At 71.0% G+C, this 21962-nt stretch carries 22 protein-coding genes; 12 read left to right on the top strand and 10 right to left on the bottom strand.

The annotated features are described in order from the left end of the window. Window positions 1–21 precede the first annotated feature (21 nt). The 4 genes from QSK36_RS31215 to QSK36_RS31200 are packed head-to-tail and all read right to left on the bottom strand — an operon-like array spanning window position 22 to window position 3779. On the bottom strand, window positions 22–2013 hold the full coding sequence (locus QSK36_RS31215) for an NADH-quinone oxidoreductase subunit 5 family protein (RefSeq protein ID WP_285784847.1): 1992 nt from the start codon (window positions 2011–2013) through the stop codon (window positions 22–24). Continuing rightward, window positions 2010–2363 carry an NADH-quinone oxidoreductase subunit NuoK gene (gene nuoK / locus QSK36_RS31210; protein WP_183544962.1) on the bottom strand — a complete coding sequence of 118 codons (354 nt, stop codon included), beginning with the start codon at window positions 2361–2363 and terminating at the stop codon, window positions 2010–2012. Before nuoK ends, QSK36_RS31215 begins: the two co-directional genes overlap by 4 nt. Before the next feature lie 52 nt (window positions 2364–2415). Next, window positions 2416–2955 (bottom strand): NADH-quinone oxidoreductase subunit J family protein, encoded by a 540-nt coding sequence (locus QSK36_RS31205; RefSeq protein WP_285784846.1) that lies wholly within the window; start codon window positions 2953–2955, stop codon window positions 2416–2418. Next, window positions 2952–3779 (bottom strand): NuoI/complex I 23 kDa subunit family protein, encoded by an 828-nt coding sequence (locus tag QSK36_RS31200; RefSeq protein ID WP_285784845.1) that lies wholly within the window; start codon window positions 3777–3779, stop codon window positions 2952–2954. Before QSK36_RS31200 ends, QSK36_RS31205 begins: the two co-directional genes overlap by 4 nt. Before the next feature lie 363 nt (window positions 3780–4142). Between QSK36_RS31200 and QSK36_RS31195 the strand changes: the two genes are divergently transcribed. The 4 genes from QSK36_RS31195 (at window position 4143) to QSK36_RS31180 (ending at window position 7538) form a co-directional block, all read left to right on the top strand. Further along, complete coding sequence (locus QSK36_RS31195; protein ID WP_285784844.1) at window positions 4143–4841, top strand: ComEA family DNA-binding protein; 699 nt, start codon at window positions 4143–4145, stop codon at window positions 4839–4841. A gap of 99 nt (window positions 4842–4940) precedes the next feature. Continuing rightward, window positions 4941–5201: a hypothetical protein gene (locus tag QSK36_RS31190; RefSeq protein WP_285784843.1), complete on the top strand. Its 261-nt coding sequence runs from the start codon at window positions 4941–4943 to the stop codon at window positions 5199–5201. 22 nt (window positions 5202–5223) lie between these two features. Continuing rightward, on the top strand, window positions 5224–7206 hold the full coding sequence (locus QSK36_RS31185; protein WP_285784842.1) for a hypothetical protein: 1983 nt from the start codon (window positions 5224–5226) through the stop codon (window positions 7204–7206). Window positions 7207–7226: 20 nt separating this feature from the next. Further along, window positions 7227–7538 (top strand): hypothetical protein, encoded by a 312-nt coding sequence (locus QSK36_RS31180; protein WP_285784841.1) that lies wholly within the window; start codon window positions 7227–7229, stop codon window positions 7536–7538. A gap of 6 nt (window positions 7539–7544) precedes the next feature. Here the strand turns inward: QSK36_RS31180 and nuoH are convergent, their stop codons facing one another. Genes nuoH through QSK36_RS31160 form a run of 4 tightly spaced genes read right to left on the bottom strand, consistent with a single transcriptional unit; the run spans window position 7545 to window position 10002 of the window. Next, window positions 7545–8498, bottom strand: a complete 954-nt coding sequence (gene nuoH / locus QSK36_RS31175; RefSeq protein WP_285784840.1) for an NADH-quinone oxidoreductase subunit NuoH — start codon at window positions 8496–8498, stop codon at window positions 7545–7547. 10 nt (window positions 8499–8508) lie between these two features. Further along, complete coding sequence (locus QSK36_RS31170) at window positions 8509–9069, bottom strand: NADH-quinone oxidoreductase subunit C (protein ID WP_139578964.1); 561 nt, start codon at window positions 9067–9069, stop codon at window positions 8509–8511. Then, complete coding sequence (locus QSK36_RS31165) at window positions 9066–9584, bottom strand: NADH-quinone oxidoreductase subunit B (protein WP_030510086.1); 519 nt, start codon at window positions 9582–9584, stop codon at window positions 9066–9068. The genes QSK36_RS31170 and QSK36_RS31165 overlap by 4 nt, the downstream gene beginning before the upstream one ends. Before the next feature lie 46 nt (window positions 9585–9630). Further along, window positions 9631–10002 (bottom strand): NADH-quinone oxidoreductase subunit A, encoded by a 372-nt coding sequence (locus QSK36_RS31160; protein WP_139578965.1) that lies wholly within the window; start codon window positions 10000–10002, stop codon window positions 9631–9633. 368 nt (window positions 10003–10370) lie between these two features. On the opposite strand from QSK36_RS31160, the gene QSK36_RS31155 reads away from it, so the two are divergent. The 6 genes from QSK36_RS31155 to QSK36_RS31130 all read left to right on the top strand — a co-directional run bounded on the left by QSK36_RS31155 (window position 10371) and on the right by QSK36_RS31130 (window position 17241). Further along, window positions 10371–12215 carry a 2-oxoacid:acceptor oxidoreductase subunit alpha gene (locus tag QSK36_RS31155; protein ID WP_285784839.1) on the top strand — a complete coding sequence of 615 codons (1845 nt, stop codon included), beginning with the start codon at window positions 10371–10373 and terminating at the stop codon, window positions 12213–12215. After that, window positions 12208–13266, top strand: a complete 1059-nt coding sequence (locus QSK36_RS31150; protein WP_139578967.1) for a 2-oxoacid:ferredoxin oxidoreductase subunit beta — start codon at window positions 12208–12210, stop codon at window positions 13264–13266. The genes QSK36_RS31155 and QSK36_RS31150 overlap by 8 nt, the downstream gene beginning before the upstream one ends. A 149-nt stretch (window positions 13267–13415) precedes the next feature. Further along, complete coding sequence (locus QSK36_RS31145) at window positions 13416–14384, top strand: NAD-dependent epimerase/dehydratase family protein (RefSeq protein WP_285784838.1); 969 nt, start codon at window positions 13416–13418, stop codon at window positions 14382–14384. An 81-nt stretch (window positions 14385–14465) separates the two neighbouring features. Continuing rightward, entirely contained in the window at window positions 14466–15140 is a 675-nt protein-coding gene (locus QSK36_RS31140; RefSeq protein ID WP_183544875.1) for a polysaccharide deacetylase family protein, read from the top strand. Between the two features lie 35 nt (window positions 15141–15175). Then, complete coding sequence (locus QSK36_RS31135; RefSeq protein ID WP_285784837.1) at window positions 15176–16123, top strand: glycosyltransferase family 2 protein; 948 nt, start codon at window positions 15176–15178, stop codon at window positions 16121–16123. Next, window positions 16120–17241: a GNAT family N-acetyltransferase gene (locus tag QSK36_RS31130; protein WP_285784836.1), complete on the top strand. Its 1122-nt coding sequence runs from the start codon at window positions 16120–16122 to the stop codon at window positions 17239–17241. The genes QSK36_RS31135 and QSK36_RS31130 overlap by 4 nt, the downstream gene beginning before the upstream one ends. Here the strand turns inward: QSK36_RS31130 and QSK36_RS31125 are convergent. Beyond that, window positions 17182–18315, bottom strand: a complete 1134-nt coding sequence (locus QSK36_RS31125) for an acyltransferase family protein (RefSeq protein WP_285784835.1) — start codon at window positions 18313–18315, stop codon at window positions 17182–17184. The two genes, QSK36_RS31130 and QSK36_RS31125, sit on opposite strands and share 60 nt — an antisense overlap. Before the next feature lie 301 nt (window positions 18316–18616). Here QSK36_RS31125 and QSK36_RS31120 point away from each other — a divergent pair, with 301 nt between their 5' ends. Together QSK36_RS31120 and QSK36_RS31115 are read left to right on the top strand one after the other, a co-directional pair. After that, complete coding sequence (locus QSK36_RS31120; protein WP_183544869.1) at window positions 18617–19933, top strand: nucleotide sugar dehydrogenase; 1317 nt, start codon at window positions 18617–18619, stop codon at window positions 19931–19933. Further along, window positions 19923–21101 carry a glycosyltransferase family 4 protein gene (locus QSK36_RS31115; protein ID WP_285784834.1) on the top strand — a complete coding sequence of 393 codons (1179 nt, stop codon included), beginning with the start codon at window positions 19923–19925 and terminating at the stop codon, window positions 21099–21101. Before QSK36_RS31120 ends, QSK36_RS31115 begins: the two co-directional genes overlap by 11 nt. A gap of 5 nt (window positions 21102–21106) precedes the next feature. Here QSK36_RS31115 and QSK36_RS31110 read toward each other — a convergent pair whose 3' ends face one another. After that, window positions 21107–21961: a glycosyltransferase family 2 protein gene (locus tag QSK36_RS31110; RefSeq protein ID WP_285784833.1), complete on the bottom strand. Its 855-nt coding sequence runs from the start codon at window positions 21959–21961 to the stop codon at window positions 21107–21109. Window position 21962 lies beyond the last annotated feature (1 nt).

Below are 21962 nucleotides of genomic sequence, written 5' to 3'. Positions count from 1 at the left end.
CACCGCGGCGAGCCCGCCGCGTCATGTCAGCACCACCGCCGCGACCGCGATCAGCACGAGCCCGGCCAGCAGGCCGGTGACGTAGAGCTGCGCGTTGCCGTTCTGGGCGAGCCGCACCAGGCCGGAAAGGCCGAGCGTCGCCCGGCCCGAACCGCGGACCGCGCCGTCCACCACCCGCGCGTCCGCGCGGACCACTCCCCTGGCCAGGCGCAGGACGGGCCGGGCGACCAGCGCCGCGTACGCGGCGTCGACGTAGAAGGCCCGCTCGCACGGCACCCGGAACGGGCCGAGCAGCCGGGCGGGGTCCTGCTCCGGCGCGGCGCGCCACAGGGCGTACACGATCCCGGCGCCGAGCAGTGCGACGGCGAGGCTGACGGCCGCCGGCCCCCACTCGACCTCCACACCGGCCGCCGATCCGGCGAGGCCGAGCAGCAGGGCGGGCACGGCCAGCACGCCGGCCGGCCACAGCATCGACGGGGGCGCCTCCCGGCCGTCGAAGACGTGGGCGACACCCGGCGGCGGCTCTGCGAGCGGCTCGATCCGGGCGGGACCGAAGAACGTGCGCAGCCAGGCGCGGGCGGCGTACGCCCCGGTCACCCCCACGGTCAGCAGCGCCGACGCGTACACGAACGGCTGGGCCGGTCCCGTCCCGTGCTCGATGGCCGAGATCACCGCGTCCTTGCTGAAGAAGCCGCTCGCGGGCGGCAGCCCGGCGAGCGCGGCGAAACCGATGGTCATCGTCCAGAACGTCACGGGAAGAGCGGTGCGCAACCCGCCCATGTGGCTGATCAGGTTCGACCCGACGTGGTGGATCACCAGGCCCGCGCAGAGGAACAGCAGGGCCTTGAACGCGCCGTGCGACACCAGGTGGAACATCGCCGCCCGGTCGGACCCGGCGGCCAGTGCCGCGGCCATGTAGGCGAGCTGGCTGATCGTCGAGTAGGCCAGCACGCGCTTGAGGTCGTCCTGCGCGAGCGCGGCCAGCGCGGAGCCCAGCATGCCGACGGCCGCGACCACGCCCAGCACGTCGAGCGTGGGCGGCGCCGCGAGGAAGGCGGGGTAGAGCCGGGCGACGACGAAGATCCCGGCCGCCACCATCGTGGCCGCGTGGATGAGCGCGCTGATCGGGGTGGGGCCGGCCATCGCGTCGGGCAGCCAGGTCTGCAACGGCACCTGCGCGCTCTTGCCCGCGACCCCGGCGAGCAGCAGAAGCGTCGCGGCGACCAGCGTGCCCCGGGGAATGTCGGCGCGCAGCACGGCGTCGATCCGGAAACTGCCCGCCGCCGTGCCGAGGATGAAGATCCCGAACAGGAAGCCGACGTCGCCGAGCCGGGTGACCAGGAACGCCTTGACCGCCGCCCGGGAGTTGGCCCGGTCCTCCCACCAGTGCCCGATGAGCAGGTAGGAGCACAGGCCCATGATCTCCCAGCCGACGTAGAGGACGATCAGGTCCCCCGCGTAGACCACCAGCAGCATCGCGCTGGTGAACAGGCTGACGAACGCGCTGTAGGACGGGTAGCGGGGTTCGTCCCGCATGTACCCGACCGAGTAGACCTGCACCGCCAGCGCGACCACGACGACCAGGATGCCCGCGAGCACTGACAATCCGTCGGCCCGCAGAGTCAGGGAGATCGGCACCGACCCCGTCTCGACCACCGTCAGCGTGCCCTCGGCCCGCCCGGGGAGCAGCTCCGACCAGAACCGCCCTTCTGATACGCCCGCTCCCCGCGCGAGAGCGGCGGCGAGCCACACCGTGAGCGCCGCCGACACCGCGCCCGGGGCGATCGCGAACCACGCCGCCCGCCGGTACGCCGCCCGTTCCGCGCGGGCGCCCACATCTCGGGTGCGCAAAGCTCGGGTGCGCAAAGCTCGGGTGCGCAAAGCTCGGGTGCGCGGAGCTCGGGTGCGCAAATCGCGGGTGCGCAGATCTCGTGTGCCCAGGCGGGTCGCGAGCAGCCCGGCCGCGGCGCCGGCGAACGGCAGCAGGACGATCAGAGCCACCACAACGATCACGAGGCGTCCTCCCCGTCGGGACGCCCCGAGTCGGGTGTGCGTACGACTTCGGCGAGCGCCCGCAACCGGTCGACGTCGACGGTCCGGCGCGTGCGGAAGACGGCCAGCACGATCGCCAGCCCCAGACCCACCTCGGCCGCGGCGATCACGATGACGAACAGCGTCAGCACCTGGCCGCCGTGCAGGCGGTCCCTGAGCCAGACGTCGAAGGCCACCAGGTTGAGGTTGACCGCGTTGAGCATCAGCTCGACCGACATCAGCACGAGGATCGCGTTGCGCCGGGCCAGCACGCCGTACACACCGATGGAGAACAGCAGGGCGGAGACCACCACCGGGTAGACGACGTGCACCTCGCTCACCGCCTCCGGGCCGTCGGTCTGGTCGATAAGGTCGATAACCGGGTCATTCCCGCCCCCTGATGTCCGTACGGGACAGGACGATCGCGCCGATCAGCGCGGCGAGCAGGAGCACCGACAGCGCCTCGAACGGCAGCACCCAGGTGCGGAAGATGCTCGCCCCCAGGGGTTCGGCCGCCCCCTGCCCGGGACGGAGCGGCGCGTACGCCGTGCCGAAACCGGTGACGACCACGGTGACGAGCACGGCGGCGGTCGCGACGGCGACCAGCGCGGCGGCCCACCGGTTGCCGGAGTCGAGGCCGGCCGAGGGCCCGATGGGCGCGCGGGTCAGCATGATCCCGAACAGCAGCAGCACCACGACCGCGCCCACGTAGATCAGCACCTGCACCCAGGCGACGAACTCGGCGGTCAGCACCAGGTAGCCGCCCGCGAGCGCGCCGAAGCAGACGACCAGCCACAGCGCCGCGTGGACGAGTTGCCTGGTCGTGACGACCAGCAGGGCCGAGCCGACGGCGACGGCGCCGAGCAGCAGGAAGACGACCTCAGGCCCCGAGGGCGGCCACAACCCCGGCGCCTGGGAGGTCATCGCTCCCCCTCGGGCCCGTCCTTCTTCTGCGGCGGTGACCCGGCGTTCCTGGGCAGCGAGCCCGGCGGCCGGATGGAGCGGATGTCCCGCATGGCTCTCGGCGGCTCACGACGCGGGCGGCTCTCCGGCCCCTTCGCGGGTTCCGCCGGTCGCCGCGCCTCCCGCCCGGTGTCCTGCGCGGCGCCCCGCGCCGTCTCCCGCGCGGTGTCCTGCGTGGCGTCCTGTGTCGCCTTCTGCGCGGTGTCCTGCGCGGTCTCCTGTGCCACGGACGCGCCCTCGGCTGGTCCCTTCACCGGTGCGGGCGGCGCCGTACGGCGAGCCGGTGCCGGGCGGGAACCGGCCGACAGTTCCTTCGGCGACTCGGCGCCGACCTCGTGGGCCGGTGGCGGCGGCACGGTGGCCGCCCACTCGCCCAGCCTGTCCTTCTCGTGCAGAAGATCGCGGATGTCGTACTCGGCGTACTCGAACTCGGGCGACCAGAACAGCGCGTCGAAGGGACACACCTCGATGCAGATGCCGCAGTACATGCACAGCGAGAAGTCGATCGCGAAGCGGTCGAGTACGTTGCGGGCGCGCGGCCGTCCTCCCTCGGGCGCCGGCAGGGTCTCCTTGTGGGAGTCGATATAGATGCACCAGTCGGGGCATTCGCGGGCGCAGAGCATGCAGACGGTGCAGTTCTCCTCCACCAGGGCGATCACGCCCCGGCTGCGCGCGGGCAGGTCGGGGTGGACCTCCGGGTACTGCTGCGTCTCCGACTTCCGCAGCATGTGCCGCATGGTCACGGCCAGGCCCTTGGCCAGCCCTTCTCCTGGAATGCGCGCCACAGGCTCATCATCGCGCACTATCGGCGGCGAGTGAACGTGTGACTCCATCCCAGCTGTTTTCCACACCGTCCACACCGTCATCCCCAGAGTTGTCCACAGGATGTGAGGAGAAGGGGGACGCGCAGACACCGACAAATACGTATCGTCTGGACCATGAACGGCTATGGGGGGCCGGGAGGTTACCCGCCCGGACCGCAGGGACCACCGCAGGGACCATGGGGTCCACAGGGACAACCGCAGGGACTCGGGGGTTCTCAGGGACCGCACGGACCACAGGACCCGTACCGACACCGGGAACCGTACGGGCAGCAGGGGCAGCCGGGGCCCTACGGCGTCTATCCGCCGCCGCCCGCACAGCCGCCTGTGCCGCCACCTCCGCCGCCGCCGATTCCGCCGACGCCGCCGCCCGCGCGGCGGCCTTCCAGCGCCCCCAGCTACCTGTGGGCGCTCGCCCCGCTGTACACCTGCGGCTTCGGCGCTCCCTTCAGCATGATGTACGCGGCCATCCGCCGCCGGAGCGTGGGGTACGGGCTCGCCTCCGCCGGGTACGCCACGGCCACCGGCGTGTGGATCTACCTGTCCGAGAAGTACGAGGACACACAGGCCCCGCCCCTGGCGTCCCTCCTGATGGTTCTCTGCATGCTGACCCCCTGGCTCTTCGGCACCGTGCACTCCCTCGCGATCAGGAGACAGGTGTTCGGCGACGCCGCGCCGTACGAGACCGGGAACGAGCAGGCGATCGCGCTCGCGCAGCACCGCCGCGCGCTGCGGCAGCAGGCCAGGGAACTGGCCGAGCGCGATCCGGTCATGGCGCGCGAGGTGCGGATCGGGCGGCCCGACCTGCCCCGGCAGTACGACGACGGCGGCCTGATCGACGTCAACCACGCCCCCGCTTCGGTGATCGCGAACCTGCCCGGCCTGACGTCCGCGCTCGCCGAGCAGATCGTGCGCGTACGCGACCAGGTCGGCGGCTTCGTCTCGGCCGAGGACGTCTCGGCCGCCGCCTCCCTGCCCCCGCACCTCACCTCCGACCTCGCCGAATACGGCATTTTCCTCCCATAGTCATTCGATAATCCCGATTGTCGTCGCACATATCCCTGGCTGGGCCATCGGCGTTTCCTTAGGCTTTAGGGTGCGTCAGCCGTGACAGCGGGAGGGCCAGTGACGTCATCCGAGATCGTCGAATGCAGGGCGGACATGGCCGCGGCCGCCACCGCCGTACGGGAGGTTCTCCACGCGCTCACCGCCGTCCCCGCGATGTTCGGAAACCACACCTGGCAGGGCCCGGCGGCCGACCGCTGGGCCGCCGGTTGGAACGCCCGCAGGACCCAGCTCACCAGGCTGCTCGACGCCGTACTGGCCGAGCAGCCGCACCTGATCGCCCGTGTGGAGGAGGCGGAGCGCCGGAAAGCCGCCTCGTAGACCCCGCAACGGAAGGAATGCCGTGGGCGAATTCGTCGGAGTCGATCCCGCGAATCTCAAGGAGCTGACCAAACGGCTCGAACAGCTCCACGATCTGCTGGCCCGGCATAGTCCGCTAATACAGCAAAAAATGCAGAAATGGGGGAGCGAAGTCGGAACAACGTCGTTGCCCGGCCTGATCGCCGCCGCGCTCGACGACGTCCGCGACATGGACGCCCGCACGACCAGGGCGTACGAGCTGGCGAGGGAGCAGGGCTGGAGCGCGCTGACCCGTGCGCCCGGCGCCCTCGGCCTCACCTTCGACCGCCCTCCGGACGTACGGCTGGACTGGGAGGCGACCGGGCAGAGCGGCTACCAGGGCAAGCGCGACGCCGAGGCGCTGGCCGCCGCCGTCACAAACAAGAACCCCGAGGACACCCGCATCGCCCTGTCAGGGCTGTCGGAGCGCCTGCAGCGGCACCTCGCCGACAAGGACTACCAGGCGGCCTTCTGGGCTGGCGCGGGACCGCTCGCACTGCGGGCGGCCCGTGCGCTCTACGAACGGGCCGGAGCCGCCCTGTTCAGCACGGAGAGCGAGAGCGTACTACGGGCGCTCGGGGCGTCCCTGGCCGCCGCGAGCCAGATGCGGGTCGGCACGGGCGAGGATCGCCGGCCCCTCCTGCCCGCCGAGACCCGCGCCGCCCTCACCGGGAACTCCGACCCCTGGTCGGTCGGGATGCTCGTGAAGTACGGCCCCGGCGGCAGGTCGTGGGACTCCCGCCTGCTCGCCGACCTCACCCGCGACATGCTCGACGCCCGCGCCGCCGGCAAGACGATCTGGCCGCCTGCCCGGGGCAAGCTGGAGACCGACGCCGACGCCTCACGCCATCAGCGACTCATGGCGGAGTACGACGCCGTGGGGGCCGTCCTCCAGCGGGCCGCCGAGAACGGCCTGGCCGCCCGGCACGTGCTGGGCGATCCCGCCACCGGCCTCACGTACGCCCGCATGCTCGTCAGCGACTCCTGGCACACCCCCGGCTACGACCCCGGGCCTTTCCTGAGCTCATACGTACACCCGGGCGGCACACTTCCACCCACCGGTCAGGTGGACCTGTCCGCCCCCGCCGGAGCCTTCCTCAAGGCCGCCGTCTCGGCCGAGCGCGGGACCTCGGTGGACGCCAAGGAGTCCGCCTGGTCCGTCGTCCACATCGTCCAAGCCACCGCCGAATTCTCCAAGCTCCACCCGCAGACGGTGCTGCCCGACGAAATCCGCCACGCGTTGATCTACACCGCCGGCCGCTACCTCCCCGACTTCGCTCAGGGGGCGAGCCGCGAGTACGGGTCGGGTGCGACCCCTCTCGGCGATGTCGAGGGCAATCCGTGGGTGGCGATCGTCAACCGGTCCGAACTGGAGAAGTTTCTCGACCAGGCGTTGCGTGATCCCCGAGAACTGGGCGCGTTCAAGGGTTTGGCGGATGCCCGGATAGCGGCCGCGGTGACGGCGACTGTGAAGGCGCCGGGAGATGAGAACTTCTTGCGCGAGATGGCCGGCCTGTACGGGCTTGTTCAGCGCGTCGAGAACGGCAGGCAGTTCGCGTCGGCGCAGAAGCAGGATGAGGAGGCGACCCGCAACCAGGTGGCCCTTTCCATACTTTCAGGGGGCTTCGGGGCACTGAGCTTCTCCAATCCGTGGGGTCCCGGCACCATCGCCCAGTTCCTCACGGGGGTGACAGCACCGGTCGTGAACGATTCCCTTGACACCGGTCACGCCTCGCAGGCCCTGCAGAAGAACAACGACGCCTTTCGCAACGCCGTCTTCGGCGTGGAGCTCCCCGTCGTACAAGGGCTGGTGAATGCGGGCGTCCTTCGGCCACCGGCGGACGCGACGTGGTTCAAGGACGGGAAGGTTGTGCCCAATCGCAATCTGACCGCCTGGCTCAGCGCACACGGAGAGACAGTGCTCGGCGGAAGACGGCTCGACGACTGGGTGGAGGAAGCCAGGAGCGCTATGGGGGGCCAGCGATGACGAGCCGCGCGGGTGTCTTGGTGAGCATCGCGGCGATCCTGCTGCTTGCGGGGTGCGAGCGTGGCGAGCAGCGCCCCGTTCCGTCTCCCGACGACGTTCAGCGCCGCGGGGAGGCGCTCGTCGCTGTCGTGCAGTGCTTCATAGACAGCGGCGTCATTCCCAGAAACGAGCTTTCCCGCAGGAGCTGGCTGGTCGGCGGCCGGGTCGAGCCCGATGCCGCTTTCACGACCTGGGCCGCAAGCCATGCGGACACGATCTACCGGGGGAAGACGTTGTCAGCGTGGGAGGACGAGGCGACGGCGGGGTGGCCGGGGTGGAAGTGCCCGTTGTGATCGCGCTCAGGCCATGAGGACCCTGACGACTCCGGTGAGGGCGAGCTGGAGGAGGGCGAGGGGCACCAGGACGGTCCAGGCGAACTTCTGCAGCTGGTCCTCGCGCAGCCGGGGATAGCTGACGCGCGCCCAGATGACGACGAAGGCCAGGGCGAAGACCTTGAGGAGCGTCCACACCGGGCCGGGCAGGAGTGGCCCCTGCCAGCCGCCGAGGAACAACACGGTCGTGAGGGCGGACAGCACCACGATCCCGGCGTACTCGGCCAGCATGAACAGGGCGAAGCGGAACCCGGCGTACTCGGTCATCGGGCCCATGATGAGCTCGGATTCCGCGATCGGCATGTCGAACGGCGGCCGGCGCAGCTCGGCCAGGCCGGCGACGAAGAACACGAAGGCCCCGATCGCCTGCCAGGGCAGCCACCACCAGCGCCACTGCTCGGCGATGCCCTGCAGGGACAGCGTGCCCGCGGCCATCGCCACGCTGGCGGCGGCGAGCACCAGCGGCAGCTCGTACGACATGAGCTGGGCGGCGGCCCGGATGCCGCCGAGCACGCTGTACTTGTTGGCCGACGCCCACCCCGCCATGATCGCGCCGAGCACGCCGACACCCATCACCGCCAGCACGAAGAACAGCCCGGCGTCGAGGTCCACGGCTGCCAGTCCGGGGCCGACCGGGATCACGACCATCACGACGAGGTACGGCACGAGCGCCACGGCCGGGGCGATCGCGAAGATCCGCCGGTCGGCCGCGGCTGGGATGACGTCCTCCTTCTGCGCGAACTTGACGCCGTCCGCGAGGAGCTGCGCCCACCCGTGGAAACCGCCGGCGTACATCGGCCCGAGGCGGGACTGCATGTGGGCCATGGCCTTGTGCTCCATCTGCCCGACGATCAGTGGCAGCAGCAGGAACGCCGCCACCACGACGACCAGCCGGACCGCTATGTCGAGCACCTCGGCCATGGAACCCCTCTCACCCGGAGGCCCAGTCGGGTGGCACGCCCGGGGGCAGCATCCTGCGGCGGCTCGGCGAGCCGTGGTCGGACTCCCCCGGTTCCTTGGCCCCGGGCCAGGCCTTGGCGACCCGGGCGGCCAGCACGAAGTCCTTGCGCAGCGGGTGGCCCTCGAAGCCGTCCGGCAGCAGCAACGGGCGCAGGTCCGGATGGCCGTCAAAGACCACGCCGAACATCTCGTACGTCTCCCGCTCGTGCCAGTTCGCCCCGCGGAAGACGCCGGTGGCGGTCGGCAGGCGGGGGTCCGCGCGCGGCACCCGGGTGCGCACGAGCAGGTGCGCGAACGCGACCGGGTCGAACACGTGGGCCACGACGGCGAACGCCTCGGGCGGCTCGTCCACGGCGGTCAGCCAGTCGAAGAACTCGAATCCGGCCGAGCGCGCGAACGCCAGCGCGTCGGTCCACTCGCCGGGGTCCACGTCGAGCACGTCCTGGCCGAAGGAGTCGGTGACGCGTGAGCCGTACCGCTCGCGCACGGCCTCGGCACTGCGCTCACCGGTTCGCTCGCTCCGCTCGCTCATGCGTCCGCCTCCGGGAGGTAGCGGTCCTCCAGCGTCTCGCCCGCGATCTTCTCCTGGAGCTTCATGATCCCGTGGAGCAGCGCCTCGGGGCGGGGCGGGCACCCGGGGACGTACACGTCCACCGGGATGATCTGGTCCACGCCCTTGGTGACGCAGTACGAGTCCCAGTAGGGCCCGCCCGAGTTGGAGCAGGCGCCGAACGAGATGACGTACTTGGGGTCGGGCATCTGCTCGTACAGCCGCCGTACGGCGGGAGCCATCTTGTCGGTCACCGTGCCCGACACGATCATCAGGTCGGCCTGCCGGGGGCCGTTGGCGAACGGGATCACCCCGAAGCGGATGAAGTCGTGCCTGCTCATCGACGTGGCGATGAACTCGATGGCGCAGCAGGCCAGCCCGAAGTTGAAGACCCACAGCGAGTAGCGCCGGCCCCAGTTCAACACGAACTTCATCGGCTTGGGCGCCAGCCGGGACACCGGCCCCACCGTGGGCATCGGGAGATCGTTCACGGGCATGCGGTCACCGCCATGCCGTCCATTGTCCTCCCCTGAGCCGGTCGGGTCACGTCCAGCCCAGCACCCTCTTGCGCCAGGCGTACAGGATGCCGAGCGCGATGAACGCGAGGAAGACGAACATCTCCACCAGCGTCGTCATGCCGTACCCGGGGGCGGCGAAGACGGTGGCCCAGGGGAAGAGGAACACGGCGTCGACGGCGAAGACCACGTAGAGGTACGTGAAGACGTAGTAGCGGATCTGCGACTGCGCCCAGCCCTCGCCGACGGGATCGACCCCGCACTCGTACGTCGTGAGCTTCTCGGGCGTCGGCCGGCTTGGACGTAACATGCGGTTCACGAACAATCCGCCCGCGAAGATCGCCACGCCGATGAGGAAGAGGACGACGACCACGGCATATGAGCCGAAGTATCCACTCATACTGCCTCCCAGGTCTCGAGAATAACCCCGGCACGATCTCAAGGGCTGAACACCTGACGGTCACATCGGAGTCCCCCGCATATAGTTGAGGATCGTGACCCGAATCAAGCTCGTCGCCCGCTTGCACCTGGACCTGTGCCGGCTCGCGTCGGGCCTGTGTCGCCCGGACGGTTCTCAAAGCTGACGGTGCGCCGCCCCCGGCGGCCGAGGCACCAGCGGGAACGCGCCACAGGCGCGGAAAGTCCCGGTAGAGCGCACCCCAAGTGCGCATCTGCGAAAAACCAGCGTGACCCCGATGGATCTAGCATGGACATGACAACGTGCCACCAGCAGGCAGGCCTGGGCGCGTCAAGGAGGACTGAGGAGCTGTGACCAAGCAGGTTCAGCAACTCGACCGCGTGATCATCCGGTTCGCGGGTGACTCCGGCGACGGAATGCAGCTCACCGGTGATCGGTTCACGGCGGAGACGGCCCAGTTCGGCAACGACCTGTCGACGCTCCCCAACTTCCCGGCGGAGATCCGCGCTCCCGCCGGCACCCTGCCCGGGGTGTCGAGCTTCCAGTTGCACTTCGCCGACCACGACATCCTGACCCCCGGCGACGCGCCCAACGTGCTCGTCGCCATGAATCCCGCCGCGTTGAAGGCGAACCTCGGGGACCTGCCCAAGGGCGCCGACATCATCGCGAACACCGACGAGTTCACCAAGCGCAACCTGTCCAAGGTGGGCTACGACGGCAACCCGCTCGAGGACGACTCGCTGGCCGAGTGGCGCCTGCACGCGGTGCCGCTGACCTCGCTGACGGTCAAGTCGCTCGAGGGCTACGACATCTCCAAGAAGGACGCCGAGCGGGCCAAGAACATGTTCGCGCTCGGGCTGCTGTCCTGGCTGTACCACCGGCCGACCGAGGGGACGATCCAGTTCCTGGAGGCCAAGTTCGCGAAGAAGCCGGAGATCGCCAAGGCGAACATCGCGGCCTTCCAGGCGGGCTGGAACTACGGCGAGACGACCGAGTCCTTCTCGGTCTCCTACGAGATCAAGCCGGCCACGCTCCGCCCGGGCACCTACCGGAACATCTCCGGCAACCAGGCCCTGGCGTACGGGCTGATCGCGGCGTCGGTGCAGTCGAAGCTGCCGCTGTTCCTCGGGTCCTACCCGATCACCCCGGCCTCCGACATCCTGCACGAGCTGTCCAAGCACAAGCGGTTCGGGATCAGGACGTTCCAGGCCGAGGACGAGATCGCCGGCGTGGGCGCCGCGCTGGGCGCCGCCTTCGGCGGGTCGCTCGGCGTGACCACGACCTCCGGCCCGGGCGTCGCCCTCAAGGCCGAGACCGTGGGCCTCGCGGTGACCACGGAGCTTCCGCTGATCGTCGTGGACGTGCAGCGGGCCGGGCCCTCGACCGGCATGCCGACCAAGACCGAGCAGACCGACCTGCTGATGGCGATGTACGGCCGCAACGGCGAGTCGCCGGTGCCGGTGCTGGCGCCGGCCACGCCGTCGGACTGCTTCACCATGGCGATCGAGGCGGCGCGGATCGCGCTGAAGTACCGCACGCCGGTCATGCTCCTGTCGGACGGCTACCTGGCCAACGGCTCGGAGCCGTGGCGCATCCCGGACATCGACGAGCTGCCGGACATCTCGGTGCTGTTCACCACCGAGCCCAACGGCGACGACGGCACGTACCTGCCGTTCAAGCGTGACCCGGAGACGCTGGCCCGCCCGTGGGCCGTGCCGGGCACCGCGGGCCTGGAGCACCGGATCGGCGGCATCGAGAAGGCCGACGGCACCGGCAACATCTCCTACGACCCCGACAACCACGACAAGATGGTGCGGCTGCGCCAGGCCAAGATCGACGGCATCGACGTGCCCGACCTGACGGTCGACGACCCCGACGGCGACGCCCGGGTGCTCGTGCTCGGCTGGGGCTCGACGTACGGGCCGATCGCGGCGGCGGCCCGCCGCGTGCGCGCGGCCGGGCACAAGGTGGCCCAGGCGCACCTGCGGCACCTCAACCCGCTGCCCGCCAACACCGGCGAGGTGCTGCGCTCGTACGACAAGGTGCTGCTGCCCGAGATCAACCTCGGCCAGCTCGCCATGCTGCTGCGGGCCCGCTTCCTGGTCGACGTGATCAGCTACAACCGGGTGCGCGGGCTCCCGTTCAAGGCCGCCGAACTCGCCGCCGTCATTCAGGACGTGATCGAAAGTGACTGACACCCTCAATGGCAAGGGCCTGGCCCTGATCCCCCGTACGGACGCCAAGCAGACGCTGAAGGACTTCAAGTCCGACCAGGAGGTGCGCTGGTGCCCGGGCTGCGGTGACTACGCGATCCTGGCGGCGGTGCAGAGCTTCCTGCCCGAGCTGGGGCTCAAGCGCGAGAACATCGTGTTCGTCTCCGGCATCGGCTGCTCCTCGCGGTTCCCGTACTACCTCAACACCTACGGCTTCCACTCGATCCACGGGCGGGCGCCGGCCATCGCGACGGGTCTCGCCGCCTCCCGGCCGGACCTGTCGGTGTGGGTCATCACCGGTGACGGCGACGCGCTGTCGATCGGCGGCAACCACCTGATCCACGCGCTGCGCCGCAACGTCAACCTGAACATCCTGCTGTTCAACAACAGGATCTACGGCCTGACCAAGGGGCAGTACTCCCCCACGAGCGAGATCGGCAAGATCACCAAGTCGACGCCGATGGGCTCGCTGGACAAGCCGTTCAACCCGATCTCGCTGGCGCTCGGCGCGGAGGCCGGGTTCGTCGCCCGGACCATCGACAGCGACCGCAAGCACCTGCAGGGCGTGCTGCGCCAGGCCGCAGAGCACCGCGGCGCCTCGCTGGTGGAGATCTACCAGAACTGCAACATCTTCAACGACGGCGCCTTCGACACGCTGAAGGACCCGGGCACCCGCGACGAGATCACCGTCCGGCTCGAACACGGGCAGCCGATCGTCTTCGGCACCGGCGACAACGAGCGCGCCGTACGGCTGTCGCCCACGGGCGGCGTCGAGGTCGTGCGCCGCGCCGAGGTCTCCGACGGCGAGATCCTCGTGCACGACGCGCACAACCCCGACCCGTCGCTGGCGTTCGCGCTGTCGCGGCTGGACGAGCCGGCGTTCGAGCACGTGCCGATCGGCGTCTTCCGCTCGATCGACCGGCCCTCCTACGACCAGCTCCTCAACGAGCAGGTCCAGGCGGCCACGACCGACAAGGGCACGGGCAGCCTCGCCGACCTGCTCCACGGCGGGGACACCTGGACCATCGGCTGAACAGGACCACCAGGGAAGGGACCGGTCTTCGGACGGGTCCCTTTCCTTATTACCGGGCTTGAACAAGTTCGGCCTCGTCAACCCCGGTCGCCCCCCGGCCGTCTCCTTGCCCGAGACGCACCATGATCGAGCATACGAGGAGAGCGCCCATGCCCCGGGTCCGCACGATCGACCCCCGGCCGTCGTCACGGTCCTCCACCCGCAAGGAGGGCCTTTCCTACGCCGGGACGCGTGCCCTGGTGACGGGTGCTGCGGGCTTCATCGGTGCCCGTCTGGTCAAACGACTGGTCTCCCTCGGCGCCGAGGTCCACGCCGTCAGCCGCAAGCCGCCCACGGTGACGCACGTAGGCGAGGTCTGGCACCGGGCCGATCTCCGCGTCGCCGCGGCGACCGGCGAACTCCTCGGCGCCGTACGTCCCGACGTGGTGTTCCACCTGGCCGGCGAGGTGAACGGGGGCAGGGACACCGGGCTCGTGCTGCCCACCCTCGAGAACAACCTGCTTGGCACGGTCAACCTGCTGACCGCGGCGGTGGGCCGTACGGGCACGCGGGTGGTGCTCTGCGGCTCGTGCGAGGAGCCGCGGCCGGCGAACGACCACGCGCCGCCGCCGTCCCCCTACGCGATGGCCAAGTGGGCCGCGACCGGCTACGCCCAGCTGTTCCAGCGGTTGTGGGACCTGCCGGCCACGGTCCTGCGGCCCACGATGGTCTACGGCCCGGGCCAGCGGGATCTCACCAAGCTCGTGCCGTACGTGGCTCTGTCGCTGCTGCGCGGCGAGGAGCCGAGCCTCACCAGCGGCGCCAAGATGGCCGACTGGGTGTACGTGGACGACGTGGCCGAGGCGTTCGTGGCGGCGGGGCGGAGCGACCGGGCGGCCGGTCACGTCATGGACATCGGGACCGGCGTCCTGACATCGGTGAGGGACACGGTGGAGCTGCTGTATCGGGTCATGGGAAGCCCACTGCGTCCGAGGTTCGGCGAGGTCGCCGACCGCCCCCTGGACAACGCCCAGACCGTCGACATCGGCCTCGCCGCCGAGGTGCTCGGCTGGCGGCCGGCCGTGGGCCTGGAGGAAGGGCTGCGGCGGACCCTGGCCTGGTATCGCGAGCACAGGTAACGGAAGCTTCCCGAACGGCGATAGCGCTACCGTGACCCGTAACTTCTCAGGTCCCCATCCGGCGTACGAAGGCGAGGGCTGATGGCCGCGGCGAGGAGTGTGGTCAACCTGACCGTGCACGGCATCGGCCCCTACCCGAGGACGCTCGACCCCGGGGAGGACGGCACCTGGGTCACCGTCGGCCAGTTCGAGCAGGTGCTCGACGCCGTCATGGGCCGCCCGGACGTCCGGATCACCTTCGACGACGGCAACGCCTCCGATGTCGAGATCGCCCTGCCGCGCCTGCGGGAGCGCGGCCTCACGGCGGAGTTCTTCGTGCTGGCCGGGCTCCTGGGGCAGCCCGGCAGGCTGGACGCGGACGGCGTGCGCGAGCTCGTCCGGGCCGGTATGCGGGTCGGCTCGCACGGCTGGGCCCACCGCGACTGGCGCCGGATCGGCCGGCAGGAGGCCGACGAGGAGATCGGCCGGGCCAACGCCCTGCTGAGCGACCTGACGGGGCAGCCGGTGACGCGGGTCGCGATCCCGTTCGGTTCTTACGACAGGCACGTACTGCACCGGCTGCGCCGCGCGGGGCTCTCCCGCGCGTACACCAGCGACGGCGGGCGGGCCCGTCCCGACGCCTGGCTGCAGGCGCGCACCAGCCTGACCTGCGACCTGGACGACGCCTGGACGAGGGCGGTCCTCGACGGCCGCCCCTCTCTCCGTACGCGTGCCCGCAGAGTCGCCGCCCGCGCGTTCAAGCGCCTGCGCGGCTGACCGACGAACCTCCCCATCGGGAAGAGTCTCCACATATGTCTAATGGAACGGATGAGAACCGGCTGCGCACAGCCGTCGTGATCGTCACGTACAACAGCGCGGACGTGCTCGGCGACTGCCTGCGCTCCCTCACGGAGGGAGCGCGGGGGGTCGTCCTCGCCGACGTCGTGGTCGCCGACAACGCCTCCCGGGACGACTCCGTGGGCGTCGCGGAACGCGCGGAGGCGCTGCCGATCACGGTCGTGCAGACCGGCAGGAACGCCGGATACGCCGCCGCGATCAATGCCGGGGTCGCCGCCCTGGACCTCGACGCCCTCGACGCCGTCCTCGTCCTGAACCCCGACTGCCGGCTGCGTCCCGGCTCGCTGGCCGTCCTGGCGGAGGCCCTGCGGCCGCCCGGCCGCGGCATCGCCGTCCCCCGGCTCGTCAACCCGGACGGCACGCTGCAGCCGTCGCTGCGCCGGCAGCCCACCGTGCGGCGGGCCCTCGTCGAGGCCGTGATCGGCGGCACGCTCGCCGGGCGTATCGGCACGCTCGGGGAGCTGGTGACCGACCCGGTGAGGTACGAGGCGGCCTGTACGGCGGCCTGGGCCACGGGCGCGGCCATGCTGATGTCGGCAGCGGCCTGGCGGGAGATCGGCCCCTGGGACGAGTCGTTCTTCCTCTACAGCGAGGAGACGGAGTACGCCCTGCGGGCCGCGGACCGGGGTTGGTCGCTGTGGTATGAGCCCTCGGCCGTGTTCGAGCACATCGGCGGCGACTCCGCCGTCAACCCGACGCTCGCCGCGCTCATCGTCGTGAACAAGGTGCGGCTGTTCAGGCGGCGCAGGGGACGGATCGCGGCGGCCGCCTACTTCCTGGCCGTGGCCCTGGGAGAGGGGGTCCGCGCGCTCTCCGGCCGGCCGACCTCGCGGGCGGCGGTGGCCGCGCTGCTGCGGCCCTCCCGGCGGCTGCGCCTGATCACGCCCCCTCCGGCCTCATGACCGGCGCGCCGATCAGGACGATGCGCCTGACCTCGTTCGACGCACTGGGCGAGGAGGAGTTGGACGCGTGGCACCGGCTGCGGGAGGGCAACCCGCTGCTCGACAGCCCGTACTTCCATCCCGGCTTCGCCGAGGCCGTCCACGTGAGCGGCCGGCCCGTGGAGGTGGCCGTCGGCCGCGACGCGGACGGCCGGGTCCTCGCGCTGCTGCCCTGCCACCGCGAGCGTTCGCTGCTGCGTCCGGCCGGCTGGCCCGGCGCCGACTTCCAGGGACCGGTGCTCGCCCCGGGCACGTCCTTTTCGCCGCTGCTCCTGCTGTCCAGAGGAGTGCGCGGCTTCGCGTTCGACCATCTGCTCGACGGCCACGCGGACGATCAGACCGACGATCACGAAGACGGCCACGAGGACGGTGAAGCGGGCTTCGGCCCCTGGATCGAGTCGCGCCGCCCCTCGCCCTACATCGACGTGAGCGGCGGTCTCGACGCCTATCTCGGCAGAGCCTCCCGCAGCGGCAAGGACAACATGGGGCAGGCCCGCCGGCGGGCGGCCAAGGCCGAGCGCGAGCTCGGACCGGTGCGGTTCGAGGCGGACGCCGTCGACCCGAAGGCGCTCGACCGGGTCGTCGAGCTCAAACGGGCGCAGTACGCGGCGACGGGCGCCCCCGACTACTTCGCCGCGCCCGACCGCATCGACCTCGTCGACCGTCTCCTGCACACCCGGAGCCCCGGGTTCTCCGGCATGCTGTCGACGCTGCACGCCGGCCCCCATCTGCTCGCCGCGCACTTCGGCCTGCGATCCGGCGGCGTGCTGCACTGGTGGTTCCCGGTGTACGACCCGTCCTTCGCCCATCTCGCGCCCGGCTGGATGCTCCTGCGCGAGCTGGTGTCGGCAGCCCCGGCGCTCGGGATCGGCCGCATCGACCTCGGTCGGGGTGAGGACGAGTACAAGCGGCGGGCCAAAACCGGGGAGGTCATGGTCGCGCAGGGCCTGGTGACGAGAAGTGCGGCCAAGCGGACCATGCGCAGAGCCCGCGATTCGATGGTCGAGGCGGCGAAGGTGTCACCCCTGGGCCCCGGCCTGCGCCGGATCGTCCGGTCGGTCCGCTCTCTCCTGCGTTGAACTCTCCTGTGCGGGGGGACGGCGCAGCGGGCGGCGGCCGGCGAGCAGCCGCTCCAGCGGGCGCTCGGCCAGCCGGTGCAGCAGCCAGGCCGCGGCGGTGGCGACGAGCAGCATGCCCACCGCCGGCAGGACCGGCGCCTGCGGGACGACTCGCGCCCCGAACCTGAGGACCGGCTGGTGGACGAGGTAGAAGGCGAACGACACCTCGCCCAGGGCGACGAGCCAGGCCGCGCGCAGCGGCGAGCGGCGCCCCCGCAGGTCAGCCGTGGCCGCCGCCGCGACGAGCAGCGCCAGTGGGCCGGACATCCACGCGACCCACCCCCAGCGGTCCCACACGAGCGGCTGGGTCAGGTACGCCCCGAGCGCCAGGGCCGAGGACGCGAGCAGCCCGGGGCCGTGCCACCGGCCGGCCCGGATCATCAGGGCCAGCGTCATCCCCAGCAGGAACTCCAGAGCCCGGGTGACCGGGAGGATCCAGACGAACCAGTAACCGAGGTCGAGCGGCATCGGCAGCGAGGCGAGCGGGACGAGCCAGATCAGCGCGTACGCCGCCGCCGCGACCGTCCACAGGCGGTGGGCGGGCACCCGGCGCAGCGCCCGCAGCAGGAGCGGGAAGGCGGCGTAGAAGGCGATTTCACACGACAGCGACCACGCGGGGGTGTTGACCGCGAAGTAGTAGGCCGGGTCGGGCACCCACGACTGCATCAGGACCAGCCCGGCCAGCACCGGCCCCGGCCTCTCGGGACGCGCCGTCACGACGAGGACGGCCAGCACCCCGATCCACACCAGGACATGCGAGGGCACGACACGGGCCGCCCGCCGCCGCCAGAACGCCGCCGCGCGGTCGCCGGGCCGGGCCGACCACGTCAGCACGAGCCCGGACAGGACGAAGAAGAACGGCACGCCGGTGGCGCCCGCCCCGAACAGCACCTCCAGCACGGCCCGGCCGGCGCCGTCCCCGGCCAGTCGTGGCGTGTGGAGGACGTGGAATCCGAAGACGGCGAAGGCCGCGATCCAGCGCAGCCCGGTGAGCGACGGCAGACGCTTCGCGGACGCCCCGGTTCCCTCGCGCATCCAGCACCGTCCATTCCGCGGGCGTGGCCGTTCCAGGCCGTTCCTGCCGCGAGAATACACATCCGCGAAATTCCACATCACCGGTCCGTAACCGAAACAGACCGATTCTGAGATTTCGTATTAGGCCGTAACGAGGGGAGAGGGATGTGCGATCATATCTGTGTGACCGCGGCGAACCATAACGACATTACGCACCGTTTTTCCCGGAGTCGCCCGGCCGCGACTGACGGCCGACGCGGTCGTCGCCTCTGACCTGGAACGATCCACGCCCGCCACGCGATTCGACGGAGGACGGCGCATTGTGAAGATCAGCGTGTTCGGGCTCGGGTACGTCGGCTGCGTCTCGGCCGCGTGCCTGGCGACCCGGGGGCACGAGGTCGTCGGGGTCGACGTGAACCCCGTGAAGGTCGACCTCATCAACGCCGGCACCGCACCGGTGGTCGAGGAGCGGATCGGCGAGCTGACCGAGCAGGCGGTCGCCGCGGGGCGGTTGCGGGCCACCCACGACGTGCACGCGGCCGTCGAGGCGAGCGACGTCTCCCTGGTCTGCGTCGGCACGCCGTCCGCGCCGAACGGCAGCCTCTCGACCGACTACCTGGAGCGGGTCGCCGAGGAGATCGGCGAGGCCCTGGCTAGCCGGGATCGATGGCACACGGTCGTCTTCCGCAGCACGATGCTGCCGGGCACATGCGAGGGACTGCTCGTCCCGATCCTCGAGAAGGCCTCCGGCCGCACAGCGGGGGTGGACTTCGGGGTGGCGGTCAACCCGGAGTTCCTCCGCGAGGGCACGAGCGTACGCGACTTCTTCGATCCGCCGAAGACCGTCATCGGCGAGCTCGACGGCACGAGCGGCGACGTGGTGGCCGCCCTGTACGAGGGGCTGCCCGGGGAGGTTTTCCGGGTGCCGGTCGCGGTGGCCGAGATGACGAAGTACGCCGACAACGCCTTCCACGGGCTCAAGATCAGCTTCGCCAACGAGCTGGGCGCGATCTGCCGGGCGCTCGGCCTGGACAGCCATCGGGTCATGGACGCCTTCCTGGCCGACCGCAAGCTCAACATCAGCCCCGCCTACCTGCGGCCCGGCTTCGCCTTCGGCGGCTCCTGCCTGCCCAAGGACCTGCGCGGCCTCGTCTACGCGGCGCGACAGGCCGACGTGTCCGTCCCCCTGCTGTCGCACATCCTGCCGTCGAACGAGGAGCATCTGCGACGGGCCTTCGACCTGGTGACCGCGACCGGCAGGCGCCGCGTCGGCCTGTTCGGCCTGTCGTTCAAGCCGGGCACCGACGACCTGCGCGAGAGCCCTCTGGTCGAACTCGCGGAACGCCTCCTCGGCAAGGGCTACGACCTGCGCATCTACGACGCGAACGTCACGATGTCGCGCCTGACCGGGGCTAATCGCGACTACATCGAGGGCCGGCTGCCTCACCTGGGCCAGCTGCTGACCAACTCGGCCGACGACGTCCTCGCGCACGCCGAGGTCTGCGTCGTCGGCTGCAAGGACCCCGCGGTGCTGACCGCGCTGGAACGCGCGGGCGACCGCGCGATCATCGACCTCGTCCGCCTTCCCGACGCGGAGGAGCGCCGGGCACAACCGGAATACGTGGGCCTTGGCTGGTAAAGCGCTCATCCTCGTCGAGAACCTGTCCGTACCCTTCGACCGCCGCGTCTGGCAGGAGAGCACGGCGCTGCGGGATGCCGGGTGGGAGGTGCACGTCATCTGCCCCATGGGGGCCAACCGCGACACCGAGCCGGAGGCCGTGATCGACGGGGTGCGGATCCACCGCTATCCCCTGCGGCCCGCGACCGGTGGCCCCGTCGGTTACCTCCGGGAGTACGGCCTGGCGCTGCTGCACACCTACCGGCTGGCGCGCAAGGTCGGCCCGGTCGAGGTCGTCCACGCCTGCAACCCGCCCGACCTGCTGTTCCTCGTGGCGCGGATGCTCAAAAGGCGCGGCGCCCGCTTCGTCTTCGACCAGCACGACCTGGTTCCCGAGCTCTACCTGTCCCGGTTCGGCCGGGGAGAGGACTTCCTCTACCGGCTCGTCCTGCGGCTCGAACGGCTCACCTACCGGGCAGCGGACGTCGTGATCGCGACCAACGAGAGCTACCGCCGCGCGGCGCTCACCCGGGGCGGCAAGAAGCCGGACGAGGTCTTCGTCGTGCGCAGCGCGCCCGTGGTGGAACGCTTCCATCAGGTGCCGCCGGAGGAGGCACTGAAGCGGGGCAAACCCCACCTGCTGTGCTACCTCGGCGTGATGGGCCCTCAGGACGGGGTCGACTACGCCCTCCGCTCCCTGGCCCTGCTCCGCGACGAGATCGGGCGCTCGGACTGGCACGCGGTGTTCGTGGGAGCGGGCGACACCTTCGACGCCATGGTGGCCCTGTCACACGAGCTCGGCCTGTCCGACATGGTGGAGTTCACCGGCCGCATCCCGGACGAGGACCTGCTGCGTTACCTGTCCACGGCGGACGTCTGCCTCGCCCCCGACCCGTACAACCCGCTGAACGACGTGTCCACGATGAACAAGATCATGGAGTACATGGCCATGTCCAGGCCCATCGTGTCGTTCGACCTCAAGGAGGCGCGGGTGTCCGCGGGGGACGCCGCGGTGTACGCGCCCCCGAACGACGAGTCCGAGTTCGCCAAGCTGATCGCCCTCCTGCTCGACGACCCCGAGGAGCGGCGGCGCATGGGCGAGATCGGCCAGGCCCGGGTCGGCGGACCGCTGTCGTGGGAGAACTCCCGTGCGGCACTGCTGGCCGCCTACGACGCGGCCGTCTCCTGAGCGCACTACGCCTGAACGCGACTGCCGGTGTCGGTGCCCCAATGACGGCGACTCGAGCCTCCCGACAGGGCCCGCAGCCGGGTGAGCGCGCGGTCGAGGGCGAGGACGGCCAGATAACAGGCCGCGTCGAGCCGGGTGACCGCGCGCCTCGCCACCAGGGCCCGCAGCGCTCCGAGCTCCAGCCGCCCTTCCGCCAGCGGCAGGCCCAGCGCGTCGAGCTCACGGTTGCCCTGCCGTACGCGCACGCGGCGGCGCAGGTGCGCGCGGACCGTCCGGGCGGGGCGGACCAGGGACCAGGCGCCGGCCACCACGGCCCGCTCCTCGGCCGCGAACGTCCGGTGGACGAGGCCGTCGTCGGAGATCACGTCCGGCATGGGGAAGACCCGGGCGTGCCCTTCCTCGGTCAGCACGTACACGCCGACGCCGGACAGCGCGCGGGACGGGGCGATGAGCAGATCATGGACCTTGTGCACCCGCCGGGAAATCGCGCTCGCGCCGTCCAGGTCCCACCGGGGGACCGGCGCGCAGGCGAGCACCCCCGGCCGGGCCGCCGCCGCCGCGAGCGCGCGCACCGATTCCGCCGTGAGCACGACGTCTGCGTCCAGATAGACGCGAGGGAACGTCCGGCACGCCTCGTCGCCGAGCCGCAACGCGTTGGCCTTGCCGGGCGTGGCCGTCTCCAGGACCCGCACGCCTGCTCTCCTGGCCGCCTCGGCCGTGCCGTCGGTGCACGCGTTGGCGACCACCACGACGTCGAACTCACCGGGCGCCGTCCCGTCCAGCAGACGCGCGAGGTTGCCGGCGAGAACGCCCTCCTCGTTGTGCGCGGGCACGACGACGCTCACGATCGGACGGCTCACA

Origin of the sequence: Microbispora sp. NBRC 16548 (genome assembly GCF_030268985.1) — a bacterium.
Lineage (GTDB): Bacteria > Actinomycetota > Actinomycetes > Streptosporangiales > Streptosporangiaceae > Microbispora > Microbispora catharanthi.
The sequence above is the reverse complement of the archived record's forward strand: the minus strand, read 5'-3'. Positions and strand labels throughout refer to the sequence as shown.